Annotated in this window: 25 protein-coding genes and 1 riboswitch; of the genes, 21 read left to right on the top strand and 4 right to left on the bottom strand. The window is 57.6% G+C overall.

Annotated features, from left to right (window positions below):
- Positions 1-43: 43 nt before the first annotated feature.
- The gene (locus GYN08_RS16085; protein WP_166276054.1) at positions 44-274 is read right to left on the bottom strand and encodes a hypothetical protein; all 231 of its coding nucleotides are present in this window, start codon (positions 272-274) and stop codon (positions 44-46) included.
- A 4-nt stretch (positions 275-278) separates the two neighbouring features.
- On the bottom strand, positions 279-464 hold the full coding sequence (locus GYN08_RS16080; RefSeq protein WP_166276053.1) for a YycC family protein: 186 nt from the start codon (positions 462-464) through the stop codon (positions 279-281).
- A gap of 159 nt (positions 465-623) precedes the next feature.
- Between GYN08_RS16080 and GYN08_RS16075 the strand changes: the two genes are divergently transcribed.
- Together GYN08_RS16075 and GYN08_RS16070 are read left to right on the top strand one after the other, a co-directional pair.
- Complete coding sequence (locus GYN08_RS16075) at positions 624-2,426, top strand: M3 family oligoendopeptidase (protein WP_166276052.1); 1,803 nt, start codon at positions 624-626, stop codon at positions 2,424-2,426.
- 302 nt (positions 2,427-2,728) lie between these two features.
- A complete protein-coding gene (locus GYN08_RS16070; protein WP_166276051.1) occupies positions 2,729-3,136 on the top strand; it encodes an O-methyltransferase in 408 nt (135 codons plus the stop codon).
- A gap of 332 nt (positions 3,137-3,468) precedes the next feature.
- Here GYN08_RS16070 and GYN08_RS16065 read toward each other — a convergent pair whose 3' ends face one another.
- Complete coding sequence (locus tag GYN08_RS16065) at positions 3,469-3,648, bottom strand: hypothetical protein (RefSeq protein ID WP_166276050.1); 180 nt, start codon at positions 3,646-3,648, stop codon at positions 3,469-3,471.
- Positions 3,649-3,994: 346 nt separating this feature from the next.
- On the opposite strand from GYN08_RS16065, the gene cyoE reads away from it, so the two are divergent.
- Positions 3,995-4,906, top strand: a complete 912-nt coding sequence (gene cyoE, locus GYN08_RS16060; protein WP_235946345.1) for a heme o synthase — start codon at positions 3,995-3,997, stop codon at positions 4,904-4,906.
- Between the two features lie 77 nt (positions 4,907-4,983).
- Here the strand turns inward: cyoE and GYN08_RS16055 are convergent, their stop codons facing one another.
- Positions 4,984-5,388: a toprim domain-containing protein gene (locus GYN08_RS16055; protein ID WP_166276048.1), complete on the bottom strand. Its 405-nt coding sequence runs from the start codon at positions 5,386-5,388 to the stop codon at positions 4,984-4,986.
- A 201-nt stretch (positions 5,389-5,589) separates the two neighbouring features.
- Between GYN08_RS16055 and GYN08_RS16050 the strand changes: the two genes are divergently transcribed.
- The 18 genes from GYN08_RS16050 (at position 5,590) to GYN08_RS15965 (ending at position 24,967) form a co-directional block, all read left to right on the top strand.
- On the top strand, positions 5,590-6,027 hold the full coding sequence (locus GYN08_RS16050) for an ATPase (protein WP_166276046.1): 438 nt from the start codon (positions 5,590-5,592) through the stop codon (positions 6,025-6,027).
- Between the two features lie 57 nt (positions 6,028-6,084).
- Positions 6,085-7,215: a transglutaminase domain-containing protein gene (locus GYN08_RS16045; RefSeq protein ID WP_235946322.1), complete on the top strand. Its 1,131-nt coding sequence runs from the start codon at positions 6,085-6,087 to the stop codon at positions 7,213-7,215.
- A gap of 45 nt (positions 7,216-7,260) precedes the next feature.
- Positions 7,261-9,336, top strand: coding sequence for a peptidoglycan D,D-transpeptidase FtsI family protein (locus GYN08_RS16040; RefSeq protein WP_166276042.1), 2,076 nt, complete (start codon positions 7,261-7,263; stop codon positions 9,334-9,336).
- Between the two features lie 159 nt (positions 9,337-9,495).
- Positions 9,496-11,538 (top strand): peptidoglycan D,D-transpeptidase FtsI family protein, encoded by a 2,043-nt coding sequence (locus GYN08_RS16035; protein ID WP_166276040.1) that lies wholly within the window; start codon positions 9,496-9,498, stop codon positions 11,536-11,538.
- Positions 11,539-11,719: 181 nt separating this feature from the next.
- Positions 11,720-12,235, top strand: a complete 516-nt coding sequence (locus GYN08_RS16030) for a YcxB family protein (RefSeq protein ID WP_166276038.1) — start codon at positions 11,720-11,722, stop codon at positions 12,233-12,235.
- A 194-nt stretch (positions 12,236-12,429) separates the two neighbouring features.
- Positions 12,430-12,639: a hypothetical protein gene (locus tag GYN08_RS16025; protein ID WP_166276036.1), complete on the top strand. Its 210-nt coding sequence runs from the start codon at positions 12,430-12,432 to the stop codon at positions 12,637-12,639.
- 133 nt (positions 12,640-12,772) lie between these two features.
- Positions 12,773-13,726: a metal ABC transporter solute-binding protein, Zn/Mn family gene (locus tag GYN08_RS16020; RefSeq protein WP_166276034.1), complete on the top strand. Its 954-nt coding sequence runs from the start codon at positions 12,773-12,775 to the stop codon at positions 13,724-13,726.
- Between the two features lie 61 nt (positions 13,727-13,787).
- A complete protein-coding gene (locus GYN08_RS16015) occupies positions 13,788-14,570 on the top strand; it encodes a metal ABC transporter ATP-binding protein (protein ID WP_166276032.1) in 783 nt (260 codons plus the stop codon).
- Between the two features lie 58 nt (positions 14,571-14,628).
- Positions 14,629-15,573 carry a metal ABC transporter permease gene (locus GYN08_RS16010; protein ID WP_206023785.1) on the top strand — a complete coding sequence of 315 codons (945 nt, stop codon included), beginning with the start codon at positions 14,629-14,631 and terminating at the stop codon, positions 15,571-15,573.
- On the top strand, positions 15,570-16,445 hold the full coding sequence (locus GYN08_RS16005; protein WP_166276030.1) for a metal ABC transporter permease: 876 nt from the start codon (positions 15,570-15,572) through the stop codon (positions 16,443-16,445). The genes GYN08_RS16010 and GYN08_RS16005 overlap by 4 nt, the downstream gene beginning before the upstream one ends.
- 261 nt (positions 16,446-16,706) lie before the next feature.
- On the top strand, positions 16,707-17,684 hold the full coding sequence (locus GYN08_RS16000) for a Gfo/Idh/MocA family protein (RefSeq protein ID WP_166276028.1): 978 nt from the start codon (positions 16,707-16,709) through the stop codon (positions 17,682-17,684).
- A 253-nt stretch (positions 17,685-17,937) separates the two neighbouring features.
- Complete coding sequence (locus GYN08_RS15995) at positions 17,938-18,768, top strand: Cof-type HAD-IIB family hydrolase (protein ID WP_166276026.1); 831 nt, start codon at positions 17,938-17,940, stop codon at positions 18,766-18,768.
- A gap of 48 nt (positions 18,769-18,816) precedes the next feature.
- Positions 18,817-19,296 (top strand): DUF456 domain-containing protein, encoded by a 480-nt coding sequence (locus GYN08_RS15990; RefSeq protein WP_166276183.1) that lies wholly within the window; start codon positions 18,817-18,819, stop codon positions 19,294-19,296.
- 45 nt (positions 19,297-19,341) lie between these two features.
- Positions 19,342-20,964: a putative polysaccharide biosynthesis protein gene (locus tag GYN08_RS15985; RefSeq protein WP_166276024.1), complete on the top strand. Its 1,623-nt coding sequence runs from the start codon at positions 19,342-19,344 to the stop codon at positions 20,962-20,964.
- A gap of 83 nt (positions 20,965-21,047) precedes the next feature.
- Complete coding sequence (locus GYN08_RS15980) at positions 21,048-21,398, top strand: thioredoxin family protein (RefSeq protein WP_166276022.1); 351 nt, start codon at positions 21,048-21,050, stop codon at positions 21,396-21,398.
- Between the two features lie 265 nt (positions 21,399-21,663).
- The gene (locus tag GYN08_RS15975; RefSeq protein ID WP_166276020.1) at positions 21,664-22,569 is read left to right on the top strand and encodes a COX15/CtaA family protein; all 906 of its coding nucleotides are present in this window, start codon (positions 21,664-21,666) and stop codon (positions 22,567-22,569) included.
- A 373-nt stretch (positions 22,570-22,942) separates the two neighbouring features.
- Positions 22,943-23,082, top strand: a riboswitch (SAM riboswitch).
- A 200-nt stretch (positions 23,083-23,282) separates the two neighbouring features.
- Positions 23,283-24,299, top strand: coding sequence for a methionine ABC transporter ATP-binding protein (locus tag GYN08_RS15970; RefSeq protein ID WP_166276018.1), 1,017 nt, complete (start codon positions 23,283-23,285; stop codon positions 24,297-24,299).
- Complete coding sequence (locus GYN08_RS15965) at positions 24,296-24,967, top strand: methionine ABC transporter permease (RefSeq protein WP_166276016.1); 672 nt, start codon at positions 24,296-24,298, stop codon at positions 24,965-24,967. Before GYN08_RS15970 ends, GYN08_RS15965 begins: the two co-directional genes overlap by 4 nt.
- Positions 24,968-24,993: the final 26 nt, after the last annotated feature.

Here is a 24,993-nt window from a genome sequence, read left to right as displayed (position 1 = left end):
GCGGACCGGCCGGAGCCGTCAAGCGGCGAAAGCGCACGCGGTCTTACTTCACGACCGTGTCCGTCATCAAATAATCGTCGTCGCAGTCCAGTACCGTCAGTCTTCCGTGGCAGCAGGGGAAGACCGTCAGCCGTTTGCGGCCGGTATGGATGTCTTCCAGCTCGGACGGTTTGATCGGCAGCAGGACGTTCTCCGCGCCGCAGAACGGGCAATTCGGCACGGTGAGATCGCCCATGACCTTATCGTAAGGCAGCGCTTTGTCGAAAGGAATCATCGGATTACTTGTCCCCTTCGGCGCCGTCTTCCGGCTTCGGTTTCTCGGCGGAAGCGGCTTCCTGCTGGGCCAGTTGGGCCAGCTTTTGCATCAGGATATGCTGCGGCATATGCATCAAATGTTCGATGGGAACATTCAGTTCTTTGGATAACTTGATCGCCGTGTCCGGCGAAATTTGCAGAGGTCTCATTATGTCTTCCCTCCCCTGTCAGATTTGGCTTCATGAGACGTTTTCGCTATAGTTATACTGTACCATGAGCCTCCGGCAAACGCCATACGGAGGCCCGCGAGCGGAACCTGTCGGAACGACGGATCTTACATATTTTCAAAGCGAAAGGTGAGAGAAGCAATGAGCAGCCGTTTGAGACAGACATGGGATTTGGAAACGATTTTTCCGGGCGGATCGTCCTCGGGAGAGTTCGATGCCTTTTTGAACAAATTGTCGGCCGACGTGGCGTCGCTGGGAACGACGATCGACGGGATGCAGCCGCCGAAGAGCGCCGAAGAAACGGCGTCGTTCGATCCGGTCTTCGAGCAGGTGCAGGACATATCGGCCCGATTCCGTCAGGCGGGGGCGTTCGTCTCCTGTCTGAGCGCGCAGGATCAGAACGATCAGAAGGCCGGTCAGCTGTCGGCGCGCGTCGGCTCGATCCGCGCCCGCTGGCATAGCATCGTCGCGACGTTCGACAACCTGCTGAAAAACACGGAAGACGCCGTCTGGGAAGCATGGATGAGCCGCGAGACGATCGCGCCGGTGTCTTTTAACCTTAGCGAAGGCCGCTCCCAGGCCCGCGACAAGATGTCTCCGGAGCTGGAGAGCCTCGCGCTGTCGCTGTCGGTCGACGGCTATCAGGGCTGGAGCAGTTTTTATAACACGATCGTTCGCCATGTGCGCGTTCGCTGCGAAGAAAACGGCAAGACGGAGCTGCTGTCCGCGGCTCAGGCCGCGAACAAGCTGGGCTCCGCCGATCCGAAGCAGCGCGAGGAGATGGGCCGTAATTGGGAACAAGCCTGGACCGATGTGGAAGATTACTGCGCGGACACGCTGAACCATCTGGCCGGCTTCCGCCTGGCGCTGTACGAGAAGCGCGGCTGGGAGAACGTGCTGCGCGAACCGCTGGAGAACAACCGGATGTCCGACAAGACGCTGGAGACGATGTGGCAGGTCATCACGGACAACAAGCCGGTATTCGTCGAATACCTGAACCGCAAGGCGGCACTGTTGAACGCGGACAAGCTGGGGTGGCATGACGTGGACGCGCCGATCGGCGAATCCGAATCGAAAATCGGTTACGACGACGCGGCGGCTCTGATCGTGGAGCAGTTCCGCAGCTTCAGCCCGCGCATGGCGGACTTTGCGCAGCGCGCATTCGATAACCACTGGATCGAGGCGGAAGATCGGGCCGGCAAGCGTCCGGGCGGCTTCTGCACGGCGCTGCCGCTGACCAAGGAGACGCGCATCTTCATGACGTACAGCGGAACGGCGTCCAACGTGTCGACGCTGGCGCACGAGCTCGGACACGGCTACCATCAGCACGTCATGGACGAACTTCCGACGTTCAGCCAGCGCTACGCGATGAACGTGGCGGAAACGGCGTCGACGTTCGCGGAGATGATCGTGGCCGATTCCCTGGTCAAAAAGGCGGCGACGGAAGACGAACGGCTCGTGCTGCTCGAGGACAAAATTCAGCGCAGCGTCGCGTTCTTCATGAACATCCATGCCCGCTTCCTATTCGAAACCCGTTTTTACGAAAAACGCCGTTCCGGCCTTCTGACTCCCGCGGATCTCAGCGACTTGATGGTGGAGGCGCAGAAGGAAGCATACTGCGGCGCGCTCGGCGATTATCACCCGCACTTCTGGGCATCGAAGCTGCACTTCTACAACACGGGCGTGCCGTTCTACAACTTCCCGTATACGTTCGGCTATTTGTTCAGCACGGGCATCTACGCGCAGGCGCAGAAGGAAGGGGCGGACTTCGCGGACAAATACGACGCGCTGCTGCTCGACACCGGCCGGATGACCGTCGAACAATTGGCGTCGAAGCATCTGGGCGTCGACCTGACGCAGCCGGACTTCTGGCAGGCGGCAGTCGATGTAAGTGTGGCCGATGTCCGAACTTTCCTTGACATGACTGCATCCAAAGTCGGGTGAACGAACGAAAATCGCGGGGACCGGCGTCGGCTGGAAGATTTGAGTATCCCGCATTCCAAGTCTGATACCAAAGATCAAAACTCGAAAAAAGGCGATCGGAAGTCGAATCCGATCGCCTTTTGTATGTTTATGGCTGAAAACTGGAGGTTATTTGCAGTTGAATAGTTATATTTGACCAATTCTTGCTGGCTGTATTGAAGCTGGCAATTCATCCCTTTATAATGAGACTTAAGCGCTACATACCGGTATAAAGCTGTGAACAGGAACGCATTTGTGGAACACATTTAATGAGGGGGACTAGCATGTTTGTCGTTAACGAATACTCGCTTCCCAGACAGCTCGACATCGTATTCAAGGAATTGAGCGAAGAGCTGGCGGGGCTGGAGGCGGGAACGGTCTTCGTTCAGATCCGCAACAACGTCATTGGCAAATTCGGCATCCGTCACACTCCGCTTGCGGGGCGCGACGGCCGTGTCGAAGGACCCGGCAGCGGATTGAACGAGCAGCAGATTCGCGCTTTTCGCAACATGGCCATCGAATCGCTCAATTACAAGAAGAGTTGGACGCATGGCGAGATCAGTTACGAATTCGCGATCCGCAAAGCGGCCGTCGTCGTGGACGCCCAGTTCGAGTCGAACTACAACATGGCCAGCAGCATGATCCGCTACCCGAAGAACGCGCATAAGGAAGTTTGTTCCGAACTTTCTTAAGCCCGCGTTCCAGGGCCGAGCGCGGGGCCCGGAAAGGGAGCCGGGGCCCGCGTCAGCGGCAGAAGAGATTAACGAAGACCGCCCGATTTTCGCTTCGTGCAGGAGCAGCCGTTAGCGATGAAGCTTCGGCAGACAGGCGCAGGCCGCCGCTGCGAAATTTGATGGCATCCTGGTACGGAAAAGAGCAGCCCTTTCTTCTGGAGAAGGGGCTGCTCTTTTTTTGCCGCAGCGACGGACGGATCAAGCTAACGCTTTCATTTCGAAAGAAAAAAGCGCGATTCAAGGCAGTCTCCGCGAATAGCCGCGATTCGGGCACGGACGCGAAAAAAACCTCAGGCTCCTGTCGTTTTCCGGCGAATGCGCGCTTTGGTGACGAAACCCCAACCGATGTTGAGCACCGCGACCAGCCCTACGCCGAGTGCCAGCCAGGCGCTTTCGTTAATCAAAATGGCGCAGAGCGTGACCAGAGCCATCGAAGATACGGCGAACCACAGGGCAAGACCTTTATTCATCGGATAACCTCCGTTTTTTTGAGTGTTGTTTTTAAGTATACCTTATTTGGAAGGGAGAAGGCCAAATTTCTGCCGGAAAAAATGTACCCACTCTCGCGGAAATTTCCACATCTTTTTTTGCGTTTGTCATGAAAACCTCATGAAATTGTCAAATTATCGAACTTGTTTCGGGAATCGTTGGCAATCCGAAGGGGCTTTGATATGATAAATTTCATAGCGATACCTTTTCTCGACTCAAAATTAGGCAGTCGATTCTAGTTATTATCGGTTGAGCCGCATTTTGTCCAAGGAATGGAAAAATGCGGATCGGAACGCAAAAGGAGGAAATGAGCGCGTGAGTAAATCATTGAATTACGCAGCCGCGGAAGCCGCTCCCGTATCGGAAGCCGAGACGCGTGCGACCTGGAGAGACTTTGTGACGCTGGCCAAGCCCGGCATTCTCCGTTCGAATCTCTTTGTCACGCTGGCCGGGTTTTGGCTGGCTTCGCAGTGGAATATCGACTGGGCGAATCTGATCGCCACGCTGGCGGGCACGATGCTGATCGTCGGCGCATCCGGCGTATTTAACAACTACCTTGACCGCGAGATGGACACCAAGATGGAACGTACGAAAAACCGGGCGCTGCCGACCGGCAAAATCGCGCCCGGCGTCGTGCTGACTTACGGGATCGTGCTTGGCGTGCTGGGGCTTGCTATCCTGTTCACATTCTGCGGGGTGCTGACCGGCGTCTGCGGCGTGATCGGCATGTTCGCCTATGTGGTGCTGTACACGATGTGGCTGAAACGCACGTCGACCTGGAGCACGTCGCTCGGCGGGATTTCCGGCGCCATGCCTCCGGTCATCGGCTACGTGGCCGTGACGAATACGATCGACATGGGCGCGATTCTGCTGTTCCTGTGGATGTTCCTGTGGCAGCCGCCTCACTTCTGGGCGCTGGGCATTCGCCGCGTCGAGGAATACCGCGCGGCGGGCTTCCCGATTCTGCCGGTCGTGAAAGGCATCCGCCGCACCCAGTGGCAGATGCTGCCTTATATCGTTCTGCTGCTCCCGGTGCCGATTCTGATGTACGCGTACGGCTACGTAGGTCTGATCTTCACGATCGCTTCGGCAGCGATCACCGTGCTGTGGCTGTACTTTGCGATCAAGGGGCTGGCGAAAGGCCAGGACCCGGACGCTTGGGGCAAAAAGGTCTTCATGTATTCCATCTACTATATGATGGTGACCTTCCTGCTGATGATTATCGATACCGTGCATTAAGTTCTTGGGCCCAAAAGAGCCGTCTTCGCTCCCGACAGGGAAGCGCAAGACGGCTCTTTTCATGGACGCGGAACCGCTTAAGGACGCTTTGGGCGTCCCTCGTAAGCGCTTCGGCGCCGCTCGTTCTCCGCTTCCGGCGGAAGCATGCCTTCCGGATAGCGGATCAATTCTTCCAGTCCGGCTTTCTCGAGCTGCTGCACGGCATACTCGTCCGGCGTGCCTTCCACGCCCGCATAACCTCGGCGCGTATACAAATGATCCGCGTCGGGAAACAGATCGGACAGCAGCGCCCGGATTTTTCTCCCCGACGAGTCGTTGTCCAAAAACAGATAAACTTCGTCGTCGCGCGCTTCGAGATAGAGCGATTCCAGCTTCGCCGCGTTCGGCGTTCCGAACGTGCACAAAATTCGGACATCGTCGTCCAGCAGGCGGCGCAGCTTGCTGCGGTCGTTCTTGCCTTCTACGATAATGGTAATGGGCATATGAGGTTCGCCTCCTGCTGCGTAGAGCGGGGATTTTCATTAAGTGTACCGAGACTGGAGAAAGATTGCAAAAGAGGAAGACTTCATTCTCCGAAAGCTGACAGCGGGCCTTTTTTTCCTGTATAATTGAAAAGTGCGCAAACCGCCGATACGAGGGGGGCGGGGAAGCGCCGAAACAGAGAGAAACGGGGGCATGGCCTGATGAATACGGAAGTATGGATCGAATTCGCCAGGCAGAACTGGCTGATTCTTCTGATTGCGCTGGTAGCGGTGCTGCTGGTCATAAACGTGCTTAAAACGATGATCAAATGGGCGATCGCGATCATTATCGTCGTTGCGCTGATTGTCTACAGCGGCGTATCGCTCGATCAAATTCAAAATACGGTAACGGGCGTCAAGAACGAAGCGGTGGCAAAGCTTCAGGACGAAGCGATGAAAATGCTCAAAAGCGAAGCTTCGGAGGCGAGATTCAACAAAGCGGACGACGGTTCCTTTACCGTCGAGACGCCGAGCCTCCAGCTGAAAGGAAAGCCGAACGCGCAGACCGTCGAAGTGACGTACCGCGGCGTGTCGCTCGGCGAATGGGAGCGCGGCGATCGGGTGAACGCCCTGATTCGCGCGGCGCAAAGCCGGCGGTGACCGCGCGGCGCAGGGGCGGCTTCCGCCTTGCGCGTCGACTATAGGGAGGTGGGAAAATTGCCGAGCACGGATGCGATCACCGTTCTGCTGCTGGGCGTGCTGATTCTTTCGGCGATTCGGGGAGCTTTTCTCGGGACGAGAAGGACGGCGGCGGGGCTCGGTACGATGTTCGGCCGTCTGCTGCTGCGGGTGCTGAGCATTTTGGCCGCGCTGCTGTTGGCCGGATGGGTTTCGCCTTATGTCCGCGATTGGGCCGACCGCGCGGTACTGAGTATGCCGACCGGCGAACTGCCGCAGTGGCGAACCGCAGGCTATGCCGTGCTGGGATTCGTTTCCGATTTTTCGCTGCTGCGAATTGGGCTCCTGTTTCTGCTGATCTATCCGATTTGTCTGGCGATCCTGGCGCTGCTGGGCAGATGGCGATCTTCCGCGGACGGACAACCGATGAAAAAGAAAGGGAAGCGCCGCAAAGGCAGCGCGTTTCTCGATCGGATCGGCGGAGCGGGGCTCGGGCTGGCGGCCGGAGCTTGGCGGGGCCTGCTGCTGCTGGCGCTGATTTTCGTTATCGCGTCGATCTGGCCGGACAGCCCGCTTACCCGCCATGCCGAAAAATCTCCGGTTTACCGTTATACGGCGCAGAATGTGTTCGAACCTGCGGCCGGAGAGTTGCTGAACAAGAAGCTTCCCGTATTGACCGCCTCGGCCGCGGCCGAGTGGGACGGCATTCTGCGGCAGAAGTACGACGTGATCGATCGGAACATTCCGGCCGATATCGGACAAGCTGCCGCCAAGATTGCGGGAACAGGCGGCGAGATCGATCGGGCGAAAGAGCTGTACGGCTGGGTCGGAACGAGGATTCAATACGACTACGACAAAGTCAGCGATTACGAAAATAAAGGCATCTGGCACGAACAGACGCCGCGCGATACTTACGATACGCGCCGCGGCGTCTGCATCGACTACGCCCGGCTGTACGCCTTGATGGCCCGCTCCGTCGGACTCCAGGTCCGCGTCGTGACGGGACTGGGCGCGGACGGCCGCGGAGGTTACGGTCCGCATGCCTGGAACGAAGTGTATATTCCGGCGGAAGAACGCTGGATCGAGCTGGATCCGACCTGGGCAGCCGGGGGAGATTGGTTCGACCGCAAAGATTTTGCCGATACCCATATCAAGCAAAATGTGTTGTAAAGTGACTACCGCCCTGCGGCCAAGGAACATCAAGAGGAGGCGCCCATGAAAGTGCAGGATAAAGACCGGGAAAACGAGATGCGCCGTCAGCGAGGCTTCGGACTCCGGCTCAATTTGTTTTTTTTCAGCGTATTCGTGATTTTCTCCGTTATTATCGTTCGGACGGCCATGCTTCAATTCGTCGAAGGTCCCGAGCTGAAGCAGGAAGCGGTCAGCCGGGTTACCCGGGATATTCCGATGCAGCCGGTGCGGGGGACGATCTACTCGGCGGATAAGGTGCCGATCGCCTATTCCGTGCCGACGCAGACGCTGTACGCGACGCCGCTGAAAAACTACTCGAACGACGAAGCGGGGGTCAAGAACCGGCCGGAATTAAAGAAGGCCGTCAACGAACTGCTGGCCAAGTTCAAAGAATTGAACCCTTCCGGCGAGCAGCCGACGCTGGAGGAGATGCTGGGCAAGGATCGGCTCGATCTGGAGAACATCAAGCATTACGGCTATATGCCGCGCAAGATCAAAAGCGATCTGAACGAAGCCGAAATCGCCTACTTCAAGGAACACAAGAACGAATTCTCGGGAATCATGACGCTGGAAATCGTCGAAGAGACGAAACGGCAGTACGATCCCGATTCGGTAGCCGTGCAGACGGTCGGTTACCTGTCCAAATTCAAGTCGGTGCGGGAAAACAAAAACTTCGAGTTCTATCAGAACATTTATAAAAGCCAGAAGACCAACCCCAATCCGGCTCTCCAATACCTGGAAGACGAGATCGTCGGTTATTACGGGCTCGAGCAGGAATACCAAAAAGCGCTTCGAGGCGAGAACGGATACAAACGCATCGAAGTGACGCCCCAAAGCATGGCGAAGGAAGGCGGCACGGAAGAGATCGTGGCGCCGAAGAAGGGGAACGACATTTGGATGAGCATCGATAAATACGTGCAGACGGAGACGGAAAAGGCGATCTCCAGCCAAATCCAGACTCTTCGCGCGACTCATCCTTACGTATCGACGGGCTTCGCCGTGGCCATGGAGGTGGATACGGGCAATGTGGTGGCCATGGCCAGCATGCCCGACTTCGATGCGAACTATTACAACACGGGCAGCATTTCCGCGGAGCATTATAACGAGATCGAGAATCTGTACGTGAACGGCACGATCCGCGCCAAGGCGCCGGACGATCAGCGCAACAAAGCGGAATCCGTCGTCTATATGGGATCGACGATCAAGCCGCTGTCGGTCTTGATCGGCTTAAAAGAAGGATTGTTCGGCCCTTCAACCTATTATTTCGACAAAGGGATTACGTATCTCAACGAGTCCGACAAAAAAGGGATCAAAAATGCCGGCGGTCACTTTTTGGGTAACATCAATCCAAGAACGGCCATCGAGAAATCATCCAATACCTTTATGATCGAAAAGGTGGGGAAACTGCTTTTGAGCAAATACGGTTCGGGCGTGATCGACGCTTGGGACCAACATATGAAAGAATTCGGACTCGGCGTACCTACCAAGGTAGACCTGCCCGGCGAACAGTCGGGCACCATGGATTACACGAACGACAAAGAAAGTCTGCTTACGCGTATGGCTTACGCTTCGTTCGGACAGCAAGGCAAATATACGACGATGCAGCTGGCCCAGTACACGACCATGCTGGCAAACCGCGGGGAGCGTCTCCAACCGCATATCGTCAAAAAGATTACCGATTCCAACGGAACGGTCGTATGGAAGGCGCCGCGTACAGTGCTGAATAAGGCCGAATATCCGGACGAATATTGGGACCTGATTCAAAAGGGCATGAATACGCAGTTGGAAGGTTCGTTTGACGGCTTCCCTTACGACTACGCGCGGAAAACGGGTACGTCCACCCAACACATCCGCGGCACCGATATCGATAACGGCGTATTCGTCGCTTTCGCTCCGCGCGAGAACCCGAAACTCGCCGTCGCGGTAGTCGTGCCGGAAGGCGGATTCGGTTCGCAGAGCGCGGCTCCGATCGCGCGCAAGATTTTCGACGCTTACGACTACCAGTACGGATTGGACGGCGTGCCGAAAAAATCGCTGCCGCAGACCAATCCCGACGGCACCCCGATCGAGGGAGCCGAAGCGGCGGCCGACGGACAATAATCCGTAACTTTCGCGGCGGTGCCGGCGTTCAATCGTTGACGCCCGATATCGCACTGAATCGCTGCAGCAAAATTCGCTGCTTATCCGATCAAATTCGGTACCGGCGGAAAAGGCGCTCTGTCGCAGGAGCGCCTTTTTCCGTCGAAGAAGGAGGATGAAATGAAAATTTGGACAAGGGAAGAACAGGACGATCACCGCACCCGCAAAAACTTCAGTATTCGGATGAGCCTGTTCTTTTTCACGGTGTTTGTCATTTTTGCCGTTATCATCGTACGTACGGCCTCTCTGCAGTTCGTGGAAGCGCCGAAGCTTCAGCAAGAGGCTAAAGAACGCGCGACGCAGGACATTCCGATGAAGCCGGTGCGCGGAACGATTTTCTCGGCGGACGGAGCGAGGCTGGCGTACTCGGAACCTACGCAGTCGCTGTACATTACGTTCGAGCAGGACTTCAGCCAGGGCAAAGGCTTGGAGAGCCGGCCGAAGCTCGACGCGGCGCTTAAGGAAATCCTCGAGGTGTTCGAGCAGAAAGGCAAGCCGAACGTGCCGAATCCGGTGATGGCGGACTGGATCGGAAAGAAGCAGCTTGACGTCGAGAACAAGATGAATTACGGCTATGCCCAGCGTCTGGCCAAGACGGACTTGAGCGATGACGAGATTGCTTATTTCAAAGAGAACAAATACAAGTACAAAGGACTTCTGACTTTCGAGGTGGCCGAGGAAACGACCCGGCGCTACGATTCCGATACGGTCGCGGTCCAAACGATCGGTTACGTCAAACGATTCGGCTCGGTGCTGGATATCGATTATTACAAAACCATTTCTAAAACCCTGAAGCAACAAACCGACCAGGGGCTTCAATATACCAAAGACGAAGCGGTCGGTTATTTCGGCCTCGAGCAGCAGTATCAGGAAGAACTGCGAGGCAAAAACGGATACCGCAAGATCGGCGTCAACATGCAGAATACGGCCGAAGGAGTCGAAGAGGTAGTGGCTCCGGTAAAGGGTTATAACATTTGGAGCACCATCAACAAGAACATTCAGCTCAAAACGGAAGAAGCCATGAGAAACCAGCTTCGAAAGCTGCCTAAAGCGATCTCGGCTTCGGCTGTCGCGATGGAGGTCGATACCGGAAAAGTGGTGACGATGGCGAATCTGCCCGACTTCGATCCCAACGTCTACCGGACGGGCTCGATCAGCGACGCCGATTATCATGCCAGCGAATATGCTTATTTGAACGGCGCGATCCGCTCCAAGCCGACGAACGACACGGGGAAAAAAGCGGAATCCGTCGTCTACCTCGGCTCGACGATCAAACCGCTCAGCGTGCTGATCGGCCTGGAAGAAGGATTGATTACGCCGAATACGTATTATAATGACACCGGCGTCGCGGAATACGGCAAAGGCGACGACAAGATCCGCAACGCGGGAAGTCATGCTTACGGCGGAATGGGACCGAGCCGCGCCATCCAGAAATCTTCCAATACGTTCATGGTCAAAATGATCGGCGAACGCTTTTTCCTGCGCGACGGGGCCAATTCCCTGAACATTTGGGATAAGCACATGAAAGAATTCGGCCTCGGCGTCAAGACGGGCGTCGACCTGCCGGACGAGTGGGCCGGCAAAGCCGATTACTTGACCGAGACGGAAGGCAGCGGCAGTCCGCTGTCCCGCATGGTATTTGCGTCTTTCGGTCAAAAAGGCAGATACACGACGATGCAGCTGGCCCAGTACACGACGATGCTCGCCAACCGGGGCAAACGTATGGAGCCGCATTTGGTCAGCAAAATTACCGATTCCGAAGGCAATCTCGTGAAGCCGATCAAGCCGCGGGTGCTGGACGAAGTATCGTTCCCCGATCCGTATTGGGACATTGTCCAAAACGGCATGCGGACCGAAGTCGACCAGTCGTTCGGCGATTTCGGTTACGACTTTGCCCGTAAAACGGGTACGTCTACGCAGGGGACGAAGCCTAATCTGTTCGACAACGGCGTCTTCATCGCCTACGCCCCGCGCGAGAATCCGAAGCTGGCCGTCGCCGTCATGGTGCCGGAAGGCGGCTTCGGCTCCGAGAGCGCAGCGCCGATCGCGCGCGCGATCTTCGACGCTTACGACGAAGAATACGGACTCGACGGGGTGCCGAAGAAGTCGCTGGAGAAAGCGGAAGAAGGCGCAGAGGGAGAGGCGGTTCAAGCCGGCGAGTAAAAAATATTTGTATGGTGCGGCTTGTTAGCCATCATCAAACCCTAAGAAGACGGTTTCGAAGTTTAAACGAACTTGGAACCGTCTTTTGCCAATCTTGAATATAAAACCAAACGGAATAGACGGATCCAAGTCGATTAGGATGATGGAGCCTATGTAATCGAATTTGAAAGGACGGCTAATCGTGGAAATCAAGTTCGAATTTGTCCCGGATGATCTGTTTCAAGTTCAGAAAGATTTTGTTCCCCGTTCCGTCGAGCATAAAAAAATAAAATGGACGATTTACTCGCTTATCAGCCTGATCTTACTTATGCTTGTTGTACGAAGCGGCTTCGATCTTTCGGTGTCGGTTATTTTCTTGGGTTGGTTGATTGGCTTTCCTCTTATTTACAACCCGCTCGCTCTATGGTCCATAAAACGGCATATACAAAAACATATCGACCCAAAGCTGCCGGGATTGACTACTCTTAGTGTCAACGACGAGGGGATAGAGCGACGAACGCCGTTATACAGAGTGTTTTTTGATTGGAGCCAATTTATCTCAGGCCGAGAGATTGAAGCGTATTATCTTCTGTATGTTTCCGACAAAGAAGCTTTCATAATTCCCAAAAGAGGAATTAAAGATAAAGTCGAGATGCAGCGGCTGAACGACTATTTCGATCGTCATTTGAATTTCGAGTGGGCCCGCCAACCTTTTTAAGATCGATCAGATGAGCGGAGTACCGGAACTTTCAACCAGCGAAAAAGACGCATCCTTGAACATAAGGATGCGTCTTTTCGCTGTTCTCTTCGTTTTGGCCGACTACGGCAACTCCCTTTGATCCGGAAGAAAAACTGCTCGCCCCCGTTCAGTCGGCTGAAGAAGAATATTTTGAGGGAGCCGATGTTCTGCATTTGCTTGGTCGTTTCGAACACGTTAATAAAAGCTACGCTCAAATCATCAAGCTGCTCGGCGAAGGCGTAGGCCATGAAGAGATTGCCCGCTTTTGGGGAGAGAAGGAGTATAATCCTCGTGTCCGGAAGCTGGTGCAGCGTGCCAGAAAGTCTTTTCAAGCTTTTTATGGCGAGACTGAAATCGAGGTTCTAAAGAAGAAGTTGCGTTAAAACCTAATATGCTTTAAAATTTGCCCCAAGGAAACATTATTAGTAGTGGGAAATAATTAGTCACCGACAAAACAATTTAGCGTATGGAAAAGTGTATGGAGGAAAAGCGGAGACAGTCGAGGAGGAGGAAAAGATGGAAGCGCGAAAAACGAAAATCGGCGCTTGGACCGCCCTGCTGCCGCTGCTGCTTCTCGCGGCGGTGCTGGCGGGCTGTTCGGGCAGCGGAAGCGCGCAGGGAGTCAGCGAGGACGGGAAGCTGCTCGTCACGGCGACGACCGGCATGATCGCCGACGCCGCGAAAGAAATCGGCGGCGAACACGTGGAAGTCACGACGCTGATGGGGCCGGGCGTGGACCCGCATTTGTTCAAAGCTTCGCAGGGAGATATTCGCAAGCTGGACCGCGCGGCGGTCATCTTTTACGGCGGGCTGCATCTGGAAGGCAATATGGAGCGGGTGCTCGAGAAGATAGCGGCGCAGAAAACGGTCGTTGCGGTCACGGACGGCATGCCGAGAGAGCGGCTGATCGCCGGCGCGGAGGAGAGCGAGGAGTTCGATCCGCATGTCTGGTTCGACGTCGACTTGTGGAAAAGCGCGGCCGAGACGGTAACGGATACGCTGATCCAAAAAGATCCGTCCAACGCCGAGGCGTATCGGGAGCAGGGAGAACGGTATTTGAACGAACTCGGGCAATTGGACGCTTACGTCCGGGAAAGGATGCTGGAGATTCCCGAAAAAGGACGGGTACTGGTGACCGCCCACGACGCTTTCGGCTACTTCGGCCGGGCTTACGGCGTCGAAGTGGTCGGCCTGCAGGGCATCAGCACGGCGGCCGAATTCGGCGCGCGGGACGTCAGCGCGCTGCGCGACTATCTCGTGGAACGGAACATCAAGGCGGTCTTCGTCGAATCGAGTCTGCCGGCCCGCTCGATGGAAGCGATCGTTGCCGGCGCGGCGCGGCAGGGACATGAAGTCAAGATCGGCGGAGAGCTGTTCTCCGACGCCATGGGCGAGCCGGGAACGCCGGAAGGCACTTATATCGGCATGATCCGCCATAACGCCGACACGATCGCGGAAGCGCTGAAATAAACGGGGAAAAAAGGCGGCCGCTATCGGCCCGTCCATACAACACGAACAGGAGGAAAAGCGCATGAACAAACAATCGGAGCAGCATCCATCCGCCGCGCCGCTGAAGGTATCCGGCATTACGGTGGCTTACCAGAAAAAGGCCGTGGTCGAAAATGTCAGCTTTACGCTGCCGGAGGGCAGGCTGGTGGCGCTGATCGGTCCCAACGGAGCCGGCAAATCGACGCTGCTCAAAGCGACGCTGGGGCTGGTGCCGTCGATCGCGGGCGAGGTGTCCATCTACGGGGATACGTACAAAAAGATGCGCAGCCGCGTCGGCTACGTGCCGCAGCGCGAGTCGGTCGATTGGGATTTTCCGACGGACGCGCTGGACGTGGTCATGATGGGCCGGTACGGCCATCTGGGCTGGATCAAGCGTCCCGGACGCAGGGAAAAGGAACTGGCGATGAGCACGCTGGAGAAGGTCGGCATGGCCGACTTCGCGCAGCGGCAGATCAGCCAGCTGTCCGGCGGCCAGCAGCAGCGGGTCTTCCTGGCCCGCGCGCTGGTACAGGAAGCGGATCTGTACTTTATGGACGAACCGTTCGCCGGCGTGGACGCCGCGACGGAGAAAGCGATTATCGCGCTGCTGGGCGAGCTGAAGGCGGCGGGCAAAACGGTGCTGGTCGTGCACCATGACCTGTCCACCGTCGAGGAATACTTCGATCATGTGCTGCTGCTGAACAAAAAGCTGATCGCGGCGGGTCCGACAGAAACGACGTTTACGCCGGAACTGCTGCACGAAACGTACGGCGGCAAACTGGCAATCGTCAGTTCGAACGGCCGGGAAGCGCTGGTGGGCGAATGAAAACGCAAAACGCACGGCATATACGGAACGGAAAAGAACGGACAAGGAGGAGAGGGAGATGCTTGACTGGCTGATATCGCTTTGGAGCGATCCTAACACGCGCTGGATTCTGCTGGGCTGCACCCTGCTCGGGCTGGGCAGCGGGGTCATCGGCAGCTTTACGTTTCTCCGCCGGGAAAGCCTGCTCGGCGATACGCTGGCGCACGCGGCGCTGCCCGGCGTCTGCATCGCCTTCATGCTCGGCGAAGTGAAGTCGGTCTCGCTGTTCTTGATCGGCGCGCTGCTGGCGGGCATCGCCGCCGTGCTGTGCGTCAGCGCGATCTCGCGCTGGACCCGGATCAAGCCCGACGCCGCCATGGGCATCGTATTGACCTTCTTCTTCGGTATAGGCACCGTCATGCTGACGCATATCCAGCACAGCGGAAGCGGAAGCCAGAGCGGCCTGGACAAGTATCTGTTCGGCCAGGCCGCCGCGATGGTGACGGGCGACGTGTATACGCTGATGGGCGTATCCGTACTGCTGATTCTGGCGGCGATGCTGCTGTTCAAGGAGTTCAAGCTGATCAGCTTCGATCCGGGCTTCGCCCGCGGCATCGGTCTGCCGGTCGGTCTGCTGGAGCATACGATGCTGATTCTCACGACGGTGGCGGTCGCGGCCGGCATTCAGGCGGTCGGCGTCGTGCTCGTCGCCGCGCTGCTCATTACGCCGGCGGCCGCGGCGAGATACTGGACGGACCGGCTTCCGGCCATGCTGGCGTTCGCCGGACTGTTTGGCGCGATCAGCGGCGCTTCCGGAGCCGCGATCAGCACGCTGGGCGAAGGCATTCCGACCGGTCCCGTGACCGTGCTGGCGGCGACGCTGCTGTTCGCGGTCTCGCTGCTGTTCGCGCCAGGCCGCGGCTTGGCCGCGAAAGCGCTGCGGCATCGCGCCCTTAAGGCGGACTATGCCCGCACGGCCAATACGGGCGCGCTCGAAGCCGCCGAAGGAGGGAGCCGCAAATGATGGACTTCTGGATCATCTTGACCGCCGTGCTGGTCGCGAGCGCCTGCTCGATTCTCGGCTGCTTCCTGATTCTGCGCCGCATGGCTCTCGTAGGCGACGCGATCAGCCATGCCGTGCTGCCGGGCATCGCGATCGCTTTCCTCATGAGCGGAACGCGCGATTCGATGTGGATGCTGCTCGGCGCGACCGCGTTCGGCCTGCTGACGGTGTTTCTGATTCAAACCCTTCAGACATCGGGCCTGCAGTCGGACGCGTCGATCGGCATCGTGTTCACCGCCCTGTTCGCGGTCGGCGTGCTGCTGATCAGTCTGAACGCCCAGCATATCGACCTTGATTTGGACTGCGTGCTGTTCGGCGAGATCGCTTACGTGCCCTGGGATACCTGGACGCTCGGAGGAGCCGATATGGGGCCGAGGGCCGTCTGGATGCTGGGCATTACGTTGACGGTCATTCTGCTGCTTATGGGTCTGTTTTATAAGCAGTTCAAGATCTGCGCGTTCGATCCGGCGATGGCGGCGGCCTGCGGCATTCCGGTGCTGCTGTTCCACTATCTGCTGATGGGCATGGTCTCGATGACGGCGGTATCGTCCTTCGAGAGCGTCGGCGCGATTCTGGTCGTCGGCATGCTGATCATTCCGGCCGCGACGGCTTATCTGCTGACGAACCGTCTCGGCGTCATGATCGGCTTGAGCGTGGCGGCGGGCATCGTATCGGCGATCTCCGGCTATCTGATCTCGTATCTGCTGGACGCGTCGATCGCGGGCTGCATCGTATCGGTCGCCGGCATCCTGTTTATCCTGGCGCTGCTTCTGTCGCCTTCGCACGGCCTGATCGCCAAATTCGCCCGCAGACGCGAGGCGCAGGCCGCGTAAGCTTGGCCGTTCGCGCTCTGCGCCGCCGCCAATCCGCTTTCTTCGAACGTTCGGAAAAGGAGAGGCGACGGCGGTTCAAGCGTCTTTTTCCGGCGGGAAAAAGACGCTTTTTCTTTCGGAAAGGCGTTCGCGGCCTGAGTCCGGGCGGCCGGACACCGGCGCTCGAACGCCGCTTCCGAAGTGGATTTTTACCGAAAAATCATGGTACTCTAGTAGCGAGAATCGCCGGAGAGCCGGCGGACAGAAGAGAGGATGAGGCGCATGGCGCTGAAGATCGGAATCGTGGGGACGGGATGGTTCGCGGGCAAGCATGCGGATATTCTCGCGGCCGCGGAAGACGTGGAGATCGTCGGAATCGTCGGCAGCAGCAAAAAGAAAGGGGACGTGTTCGGCATTCGTTACGGCGACGCGCCCGGTTATGAAAGCGTAACCGATATGGCGGACGATCAGGAACTCGACGCCGTGTACATCTGCGTTCCGCCGATGGCGCACGGGGAGATCGAACGCGAACTGATCGAGCGGGGGATTCCTTTCCTGGTCGAGAAGCCGCTCGGAACGGATGCGGAAGTGCCGCAGGACATCCTCGGTTTCATGCGGCTGAAAGCGCCCGAACTGATCACGTCCGTCGGCTATCATTTCCGCTATCAGGACAATGCGGAACGGCTGCGCGAAGCGCTGCATCCCGGACGGATCGGGATGGCGACCGGCATGTGGATGGGCGATATGCCGCAGGCCGAGTGGTGGCGCCGGCAGGAGAAATCCGGCGGCCAATTCATCGAGCAGACGACGCATATCGTGGATATGCTCCGTTATCTCGCGGGCGAGGTGGAAGAGGTCAGCGCGACGTACGCCAGCCGTTTTCCGGAAGAAGAGTGGGAGCGGACGAACGTGCACGACATCGGAACGGTGACGCTGAAGATGAAGTCGGGCGCCGTGGCGAGCATCTCGAACACCTGCGTGCTGCCTCCGGGCGTCGGCAAGATCGGATTGTCGTTCTACGCGCGCGAAGGACTTTGGGAATGGACGCCGGGGCATCTGAAGGAAACGCGCCTCCATGCGGAAAACGTCTATGCGGAAGAATCCGATCCTTACGTGCGGCAGACCGAAGCGTTTCTGCATGCGCTGCGCACTTTCGACCGTTCGCGCATCCTGTCGGACTACGCGGACGCCTGCAAGACGCAGGAAGTGACGTTCGCGGCGCTGCAGTCGGCGCTGTCCGGACGCCGAATCAAGCTGTAGAGGATCGCGGCGCTCCCCGCGGAGGTTCGCGGCCTGCCGGAGCGCTCTTCGGCGGCAAGACGGATCGAGCCTTCTCCCGGCCTGCCGGAGCGAGGGCTTTTTTTGCTGTCCGCCCTCGCTTGGAGCGCGCGCTCGGAAACGAAGGCGCAAAGCGGCCGGAAACGCGCGCGGATTCCTTGCGCGGCCGCGTTGGAGAGCACGGGGGAATGTGATAGAATGGCGAGAGTGAACACGTTTCGAAAGGGGTAAATACATGACGCGTTACGATTACAAGCTGCTCGCGCTCGACATGGACGGGACGCTGCTGAACGACGACCACGAGGTATCGGAGGAGACGGCCAAGTGGATTCGCCGGGCCGTCAAGGAAGGCTTTCACGTCTGCCTGTCGACCGGACGCGCCGCGATGCACGCGCTGCCGTATGCCGTGGAACTGGGGCTCGAGACGCCGATGGTGACGGTCAACGGAAGCGAAGTATGGAAAGCGCCGCACCAGCTGCATTACCGCGCTTTGATGGATGTGGAAGCGATCCGGAACATGCATGCGCTGGCGGAAGAATACGGGGTCTGGTTCTGGGCTTATACGACGGAACGCCTGTACAACCGGGATCATTGGCCCGAGACTTTGGACGATAAGGAATGGCTCAAGTTCGGATACAATACGCCGGACCGCGACGTGCTGCACGACATTCTGATGCGCCTGCAGGATATGGGAGGCCTTCAGATCACCAATTCGTCGATGGAAAATCTGGAGATCAATCCGGAAGGCATTTCCAAAGCGAGCGGGATCGCGCAGGTGTGCGAGCTGCTCGGCATCCGGATGGAGCAGGTCATCGCGGTCGGCGACAGCTTGAACGACATCGCCGCCATTCAGGCCGTGGGTCTCGGAGTCGCGATGGGCAATGCGCAGGAAGCCGTCAAGGAAGCCGCGGATCTGGTCGTGGCGAGCAACAACGAGGACGGCATCGTGCAGATTATCCGCGAGTACATGCTGGACGGTCTCGAGTTCGAAGAGAGCGAAGCGGAGAAATCGGCGCCGAAAGCGTCTATGTCGGCCAGACGGCCGGAAGACGACCCGTCGGCGTAAAACGTCCGTCACTAAAAGGAAAGCATAGGAGGACCTGACATGGTAGCATTGGATATACTGGGTTGGGTGCTTGTCGTCGCGCTCTTCGTCGTCGGCATGGCCGGTCTGATCTTCCCGATCCTGCCGGGCGCGATCGCTATTTATTTCGCGTTTTTCGTGTACGGCTGGTTTTTCTCGTTCGGCGAACTGACGGTCTGGTTCTGGATTATCCAAACGGTGATCTTCGTCGCGCTGATCGTGGCCGATTACGTGGTGAGCGCATGGGGAACCAAGAAATTCGGCGGATCGAAACTGTCGATTCAGCTCAGTACCGTCGGCTTGATTCTCGGCCCGTTCGTCATCCCGGCGTTCGGCCTCATTCTCGGTCCGTTCATCGGCGCGGTGATCGGGGAATTGATTCACGGCTCGGACTTCAAGCAGGCGCTGAAAGCGGGCTGGGGCGCGCTGGTCGGTCTGCTCAGCAGTACGCTCGTCAAGGGCATTCTGCAGGTTATCATGATTATCGTCTTCATCATCTGGATCGTATAGGAAAGCCGATAGCGGCTTTTTACGGGGGAAAGAAGGGAACAGGTTTTGTCCAAGAAAGAATCGTTTGTCAGAGGCACGCTCATTCTGGCGGCGGCCGCGCTCGTCGCCCGCGTCCTCGGCCTTGTGCAGCGCGTTCCGCTGGAGCATATGCTCGGATCGGTCGGCAACGCGTCGTTCACGGTCGCCAATAACGTCTATCTCATGCTGCTGACCGTGGCGACGGCGGGCATTCCGAGCACGCTGAGCAAAATGATCTCCGAACGTTACGCGCTCAACCGTCCGGAAGAAGCGGGCCGCATCTATTACGCGGCGCTGCTGTTCTCGGGCATGATGGGCGTCGTGATTACGGTGCTGCTGTACGTCTTTGCGCCCTGGTACGCGGCGCTCAGCGAGACGCCGGAATCCGTTCCGGCGATCCGCGCGCTTGCGCCGGCGCTGATCCTGTTCCCGACCATCGCCATGATGCGGGGCTACTTCCAGGGCCGCAACATGATGGCGGTCGGCGGCGTGTCGCAGATCATCGAGCAGGTTGCCCGCGTATTCACGGCGATTCTGCTCGCCTACATTCTGCTGCAGCTCGGCAAGCCGGGCGAAACCATCGCGGCCGGCGCTTCGTTCGGCGGCGTGCTGGGAAGCCTCGGGGCCTTCGCGATTATGCTGATGGCTTCGCTCAAGCTGGCGAAGAACGACCGCAAGAAGGGCTTGACGCTGATTAACCGGCACGATCAGACGATTCCGCTCGGACGCATCTACGGCGATATTTTCAAGCTGTCGATCCCGATCGTGCTGACGTCGCTGGCCGTCCCGGCGATCAACTTCATCGACGCTTCGATCGTGAAGCCGCTGCTGATCGGACAGATCGGCAACGACATGGCGACGGCGCAGCTCGGGATTCTCGGCAGCCGGGCGCAGAGCGTGGCCGGCATTCCGCCGATTCTCGCCATCGCGCTCAGCACGTCGCTGATTCCGATTATCGCGGCGGCTTTTGCCCGTAACGACGAGAAGCATCTTCAGCAGCAGGTAACGCTGGCGATGCGGGTCGCGGTGCTGACCGGCATGCCGATGGTCATCGCGCTCGGCTGCGCGGCTTACTCCGTCAACGGCCTGCTGTTCAGTACGCTGGACGGAGCGGGCATCATCGCCGTGCTGACGCTGGGCACCATTTTCCAGATTACGATGATGACCAGCAACTCGATGCTGCTCGGCATCGGACTGGCGCGCCGTTCGATGGTGCACGTCATGATCGGCCTCGCCATCAAGCTGCTGGGCAGCTTGATTCTGGCGCCGCTGCTCGGCGATTACGGCATTTACGGCATCGTCGGCATGACGGGCGTCTGCTTCCTCGTCATCACGGTGCTGAACATGCGCACGCTGCGCGGGATCGTTACGTTCTCGGTCCTGGGCAAGCGTTGGCCGGCGTTCGTCGTGACCTGCCTGGTCATCGCCGCGGCGAGCTTCGGGCTGAGCGAACTGGGCAGCTGGATGACCGCGTTCATGCATCCGCGCGTGGCGTTCTTCCTCGCCTGCTGCGCCGTCGGGGTCATCGTGCCGTCGATTTATCTGGTGCTCCTGGTCATTCTTAGAGTGATCCGCCGGGACGAACTGGGTTCGTATCCGCGTCCCCTGCAGCGGGTGCTGCGTCCGCTGATGCGGCTGCAGCGCGGATGATTGCGGCTTGGAACCGAAACGCTTAGGATAAGAATAATGCCATTGTCATCCGACAACATCAAAAACAAAAGGAGAGAACCGATATGGAACAAATTCGCACAAAAGCCGATTTCGATCGTACGATTGCAGGCTCGGGACTGACGGTAGCCGTATTCCGCGCCGATTGGTGCGGCGACTGCCACTTTATCGACCCGTTCATGCCTGAAGTCGAGGAGCAGCGCAAGGACCAGCTGAAGCTGATCCAGCTCGACGTGGAAGAAGTCGAGGAAGTCAGCCGCGAGCTGAACATTCTCGGCATTCCGAGCTTCGTCGCGTTTTCGAACGGCAAGGAACTCGTCCGCTTCGTGAACAAAGCGCGCAAGACGCGCGCGGAAATCGAGAACTTCCTTGACCGCGCTGCCGAAGTGCACGGCCAACTGGCCGGACGGCAGTGATTCGACGAGAGCCCGCTCCGGCTGTTTGCCGGGGCGGGCTTTTTTCATGCAAAAGTGCTTGAAAGGCCGAATCAGTGACGAAAATCATATAAAGGGGATGAAACGACGGGCAAATAAGTCCTCGATTTGAACATTTTTTGTCACAAACACAATTCTTAACCCCGACGCATTTCCGGTATAATGAAAACAAAAGGCATTTCGGAAACCGGCGCGGAAGCGTCGGGAAGAATGCCGTCCACTACTATTCGAATCGGCGGTGAGACTTTTGCAATATAAAGTGTTGAAATGGCTGAGTTACGCCTCGTGCGTCATCATGCTGCTCGTCTCGTTCAACGGCGTCGTCGTGACGAGAACGGGGTCGGGTCTTGAATGCGGGCGCGAGTTCCCGCTCTGCCACGGCAAGTTCGTTCCGGGCACGACGATCGGCTCGTTGATCGAGTATACGCACCGTTTGACGGCGGGCATCGCGGGGCTGCTGGCGCTCGTTACGCTGATCGCCTTCCTGCTCTGGGCGCGCAAACGCCGGGACTTTCAGATTTACGCGGGGGTCATGTTCCTGTTCGTCGTCGTTCAGGCGATCATGGGCGCGCTGGCCGTCGTCTTCTCCCAGTCGGCTCCGATCATGGCGCTGCACTTCGGATTCGCGCTGATCGCGTTCGCCAGCGCGCTCGTGCTTGCGTTGTCCGTCCGCAGAGCCGGCAATCTGGAAGCCCGGCAGGAACCTCCGGCCGAACACCGGATGAGCAAACGAGCGCGCAACCTGACGGTTTTCTCGGCGGTCTTTACCTATGCGGTCGTCTATACGGGCGCATTGGTGAGTCATACCGAGCTGGCGAAATTCGCCGTTGTCCTGCACATCGCTTCGGCGATGCTGCTCGTGCTCGTGCTGCTGCTCGGACATATGGCGATTCGCGATTACGGACAGATCTCCGATATCCGCAAGCTCGGAATCATCGTCGTGGCCTTGATTATCGCGCTGCCGCTCAGCGGCGTGCTTAACCTTGTCGTACTCGGCAGCGAGTATTACATGTTTGCTCCTATGCTGCACACGCTGATCACGGACTTCCTGTTCGCGTTCCTGTGCTTCATGAGCATCCGCGCCTGGGAGCTGAGCCGCATTCCGGCCGGCGAGAAGTCATCCGTAGGGCTGAAGAAGGCGGTACGGGCTTAAGCGCGAACAGAAAACTTGTTGCGGAGAGAGTCCCGAAAGGGACTCTTTTTTTTATTTTCGAACGGGACGGCGGGGGAAAAGGTTCAAAGTGTCCTTCTCCCATAGGCAGATGTCCGGAAACGACGTTTTTGCCCGGCACCGCCTTTTAATTGTTCAAGCATGAAAAATTAAAAGGCGCATGTCTTGTCCAGGAATTCGGGGAGGATCATGCGGCGGGAAGCGTTGGTCGATTCGTTTCGAAAAAAAGCTTATGAAAATTTTCATTAGGCATCTTTACAAACGATGTTAAACTGAATATACTGAGTTAAGGATTTAGCCGGAGCGTCCACGCACGGCGGAACCCGGAATCACCCAATTATATAACCTTGATTTTTTCTTATCGAGAGAGGCGGAGGGACAGGCCCGATGAAGCCCGGCAACCGATCCTGCATGCGAATGTCCGAAGAGACAGACGCGCAGGGTGTCATGGTGCTAATTCCTACAGAACCGAGAATGGGTTCTGGTAGATGAGAAGGTGACTCTACGCATACGATGCGAGCCCTTTTTGTCTACCAAAAAGGGCTCTTTGATTTATCAAGAAGCAATCTGCCGGGGAGAGAAGCCGGAAATTCCGTCTTCATCTAAACGGAAGCTTTAAAGCGTCAGCGCGGAGCATGAAGTAGGTGCGCAATGAGCAAAGCAGCGGCGCCAGCCGAGTAGGAGGAACACACCGAGTGATCACCATCAAAAATCTGGTTAAGACTTATACGACAGGGTCCAAGACCACAACCGCGCTTAACGGAATCAATCTTGAGATCGGAGAGGGAGAAATTTTCGGCATCATCGGTCATTCCGGAGCCGGCAAAAGTACCCTGATCCGATGCATCAATATGCTGGAACGGCCGACGAGCGGCTCCGTCTGGATCGGAGACACCGATATGGCCCGGCTCGGCAAAAGCCAGCTGCAGCGGCAGCGCCGCCGCATCGGGATGATTTTCCAGCATTTCAATCTGCTGTCGTCGGCGACCGTGTACGACAACATCGCTTTCCCGCTTCGGCTGGAGCGGGCGTCCCGAGCGGAAATCGACCGTAAGGTCAAAGCGATGCTCGAGCTGGTCGGCTTGACCGAACATGCGAGAAAATATCCGGCCCAGCTGTCCGGCGGACAGAAGCAGAGAGTCGGCATCGCCCGGGCGCTGGCTACCGATCCGCGCGTGCTGCTGTGCGACGAAGCGACATCGGCGCTCGACCCGCAGACGACGGATTCGATCCTTCGGCTGCTGCTCGACATCAACCGCAAGCTGGGGCTGACCATCGTGCTCATCACGCACGAGATGCACGTCATTCAAAGCATTTGCGACAAGGTCGCGGTCATTCACGGCGGCATCATCGCGGAACAAGGACCGGTGATCGACGTCTTCCTGAAACCGCGCGAAGCGATCACGCGAGACTTTATCAACCGCGAATCGGATAGCGGAGAAGTGCTGAACGAAGCGATTCATGCGCCGCATCCGGAATCGTCGCGCACGGTCAAAATTACTTTTATCGGCGATTTGACGTATCAGTCGATCATGTCGCAGACGGTCAAGGAGACGGGCGTGGACTTCGCGATTCTGCAGGGCACGATTTCCCGCATCAAGGATACGCCGTACGGACAGCTGGTCGTCCGGTTCGAAGGCCGAGCGGAATCGATCGAACGCACCTTGAAGCGGCTTGCCGAACAGAGGCTTGAAGTGGAGGAACTGCAATGAACTACGATCTTGATTTCTCGCAAGTCAACTGGGAAGAATTCGGAAAGGCAACCGTCGAGACGCTTCAAATGCTGGCCTACTCCAGTCTTTTTACCTTAATCCTCGGTCTTCCGATTGGAATTATTCTGTTTCTCTGGGCCCGGTCTTCGTCGACCGTGCTGCGAACGCTCTACAGCATCCTGTCGGTCGTCGTTAACATCCTGCGCTCCGTGCCGTTCATCATCCTGATCATCGCGCTTATTCCGGTCACGAAGGAAATCGTCAACACGTCGATCGGCGTGCGCGGCATGATTCCGCCGCTTGTCATCGGGGCCGCGCCGTTCTTCGCCAGACTGGTCGAGACGTCGCTGCGCGAGGTCGATCGCGGAGTGATCGAAGCGGCGCAGGCGATGGGCGCGTCCACTTGGCAGATCGTGTACAAAGTCATTCTGCGCGAGTCGCTGCCGGGCCTGATCGCAGGCTTCACCGTCACCGTGATCGCCCTGATCTCGTACACCGCGATGTCGGGGCTGGTCGGCGGAGGCGGCTTGGGCTTCCTGGCCGTCAACTACGGCTACTACCGCTACGAAACGGCCGTCATGCTCGTGTCCATTGTGATTATCGTGCTGATGGTGCAGCTCATTCAGATGGTCGGCGATCGTCTGGTCGTTCATTTTACCCGGAAATAAAACATACAACATTCATTCGACAAAAG

It is taken from the genome of Saccharibacillus alkalitolerans (genome assembly GCF_011090185.1).
In the GTDB taxonomy this organism is placed as follows: Bacteria; Bacillota; Bacilli; order Paenibacillales; family Paenibacillaceae; genus Saccharibacillus; species Saccharibacillus alkalitolerans.
The sequence above is the reverse complement of the archived record's forward strand: the minus strand, read 5'-3'. Positions and strand labels throughout refer to the sequence as shown.

Bases quoted from the DNA above. Each gene is read 5' to 3' on its own strand.
- GYN08_RS16065 (WP_166276050.1), bottom strand. From the start codon at position 3,648: ATGAATAAAGGTCTTGCCCTGTGGTTCGCCGTATCTTCGATGGCTCTG.
- GYN08_RS16070 (WP_166276051.1), top strand. From the start codon at position 2,729: ATGTTTGTCGTTAACGAATACTCGCTTCCCAGACAGCTCGACATCGTA.
- GYN08_RS15995 (WP_166276026.1), top strand. From the start codon at position 17,938: ATGACGCGTTACGATTACAAGCTGCTCGCGCTCGACATGGACGGGACG.
- GYN08_RS16010 (WP_206023785.1), top strand. From the start codon at position 14,629: ATGCTTGACTGGCTGATATCGCTTTGGAGCGATCCTAACACGCGCTGG.
- GYN08_RS16040 (WP_166276042.1), top strand. From the start codon at position 7,261: ATGAAAGTGCAGGATAAAGACCGGGAAAACGAGATGCGCCGTCAGCGA.
- GYN08_RS16015 (WP_166276032.1), top strand. From the start codon at position 13,788: ATGAACAAACAATCGGAGCAGCATCCATCCGCCGCGCCGCTGAAGGTA.
- GYN08_RS15965 (WP_166276016.1), top strand. From the start codon at position 24,296: ATGAACTACGATCTTGATTTCTCGCAAGTCAACTGGGAAGAATTCGGA.
- GYN08_RS16050 (WP_166276046.1), top strand. From the start codon at position 5,590: ATGAATACGGAAGTATGGATCGAATTCGCCAGGCAGAACTGGCTGATT.
- GYN08_RS16000 (WP_166276028.1), top strand. From the start codon at position 16,707: ATGGCGCTGAAGATCGGAATCGTGGGGACGGGATGGTTCGCGGGCAAG.
- GYN08_RS16035 (WP_166276040.1), top strand. From the start codon at position 9,496: ATGAAAATTTGGACAAGGGAAGAACAGGACGATCACCGCACCCGCAAA.
- GYN08_RS16055 (WP_166276048.1), bottom strand. From the start codon at position 5,388: ATGCCCATTACCATTATCGTAGAAGGCAAGAACGACCGCAGCAAGCTG.
- GYN08_RS16085 (WP_166276054.1), bottom strand. From the start codon at position 274: ATGATTCCTTTCGACAAAGCGCTGCCTTACGATAAGGTCATGGGCGAT.
- GYN08_RS16080 (WP_166276053.1), bottom strand. From the start codon at position 464: ATGAGACCTCTGCAAATTTCGCCGGACACGGCGATCAAGTTATCCAAA.
- GYN08_RS16020 (WP_166276034.1), top strand. From the start codon at position 12,773: ATGGAAGCGCGAAAAACGAAAATCGGCGCTTGGACCGCCCTGCTGCCG.
- GYN08_RS16005 (WP_166276030.1), top strand. From the start codon at position 15,570: ATGATGGACTTCTGGATCATCTTGACCGCCGTGCTGGTCGCGAGCGCC.
- GYN08_RS15980 (WP_166276022.1), top strand. From the start codon at position 21,048: ATGGAACAAATTCGCACAAAAGCCGATTTCGATCGTACGATTGCAGGC.
- GYN08_RS16075 (WP_166276052.1), top strand. From the start codon at position 624: ATGAGCAGCCGTTTGAGACAGACATGGGATTTGGAAACGATTTTTCCG.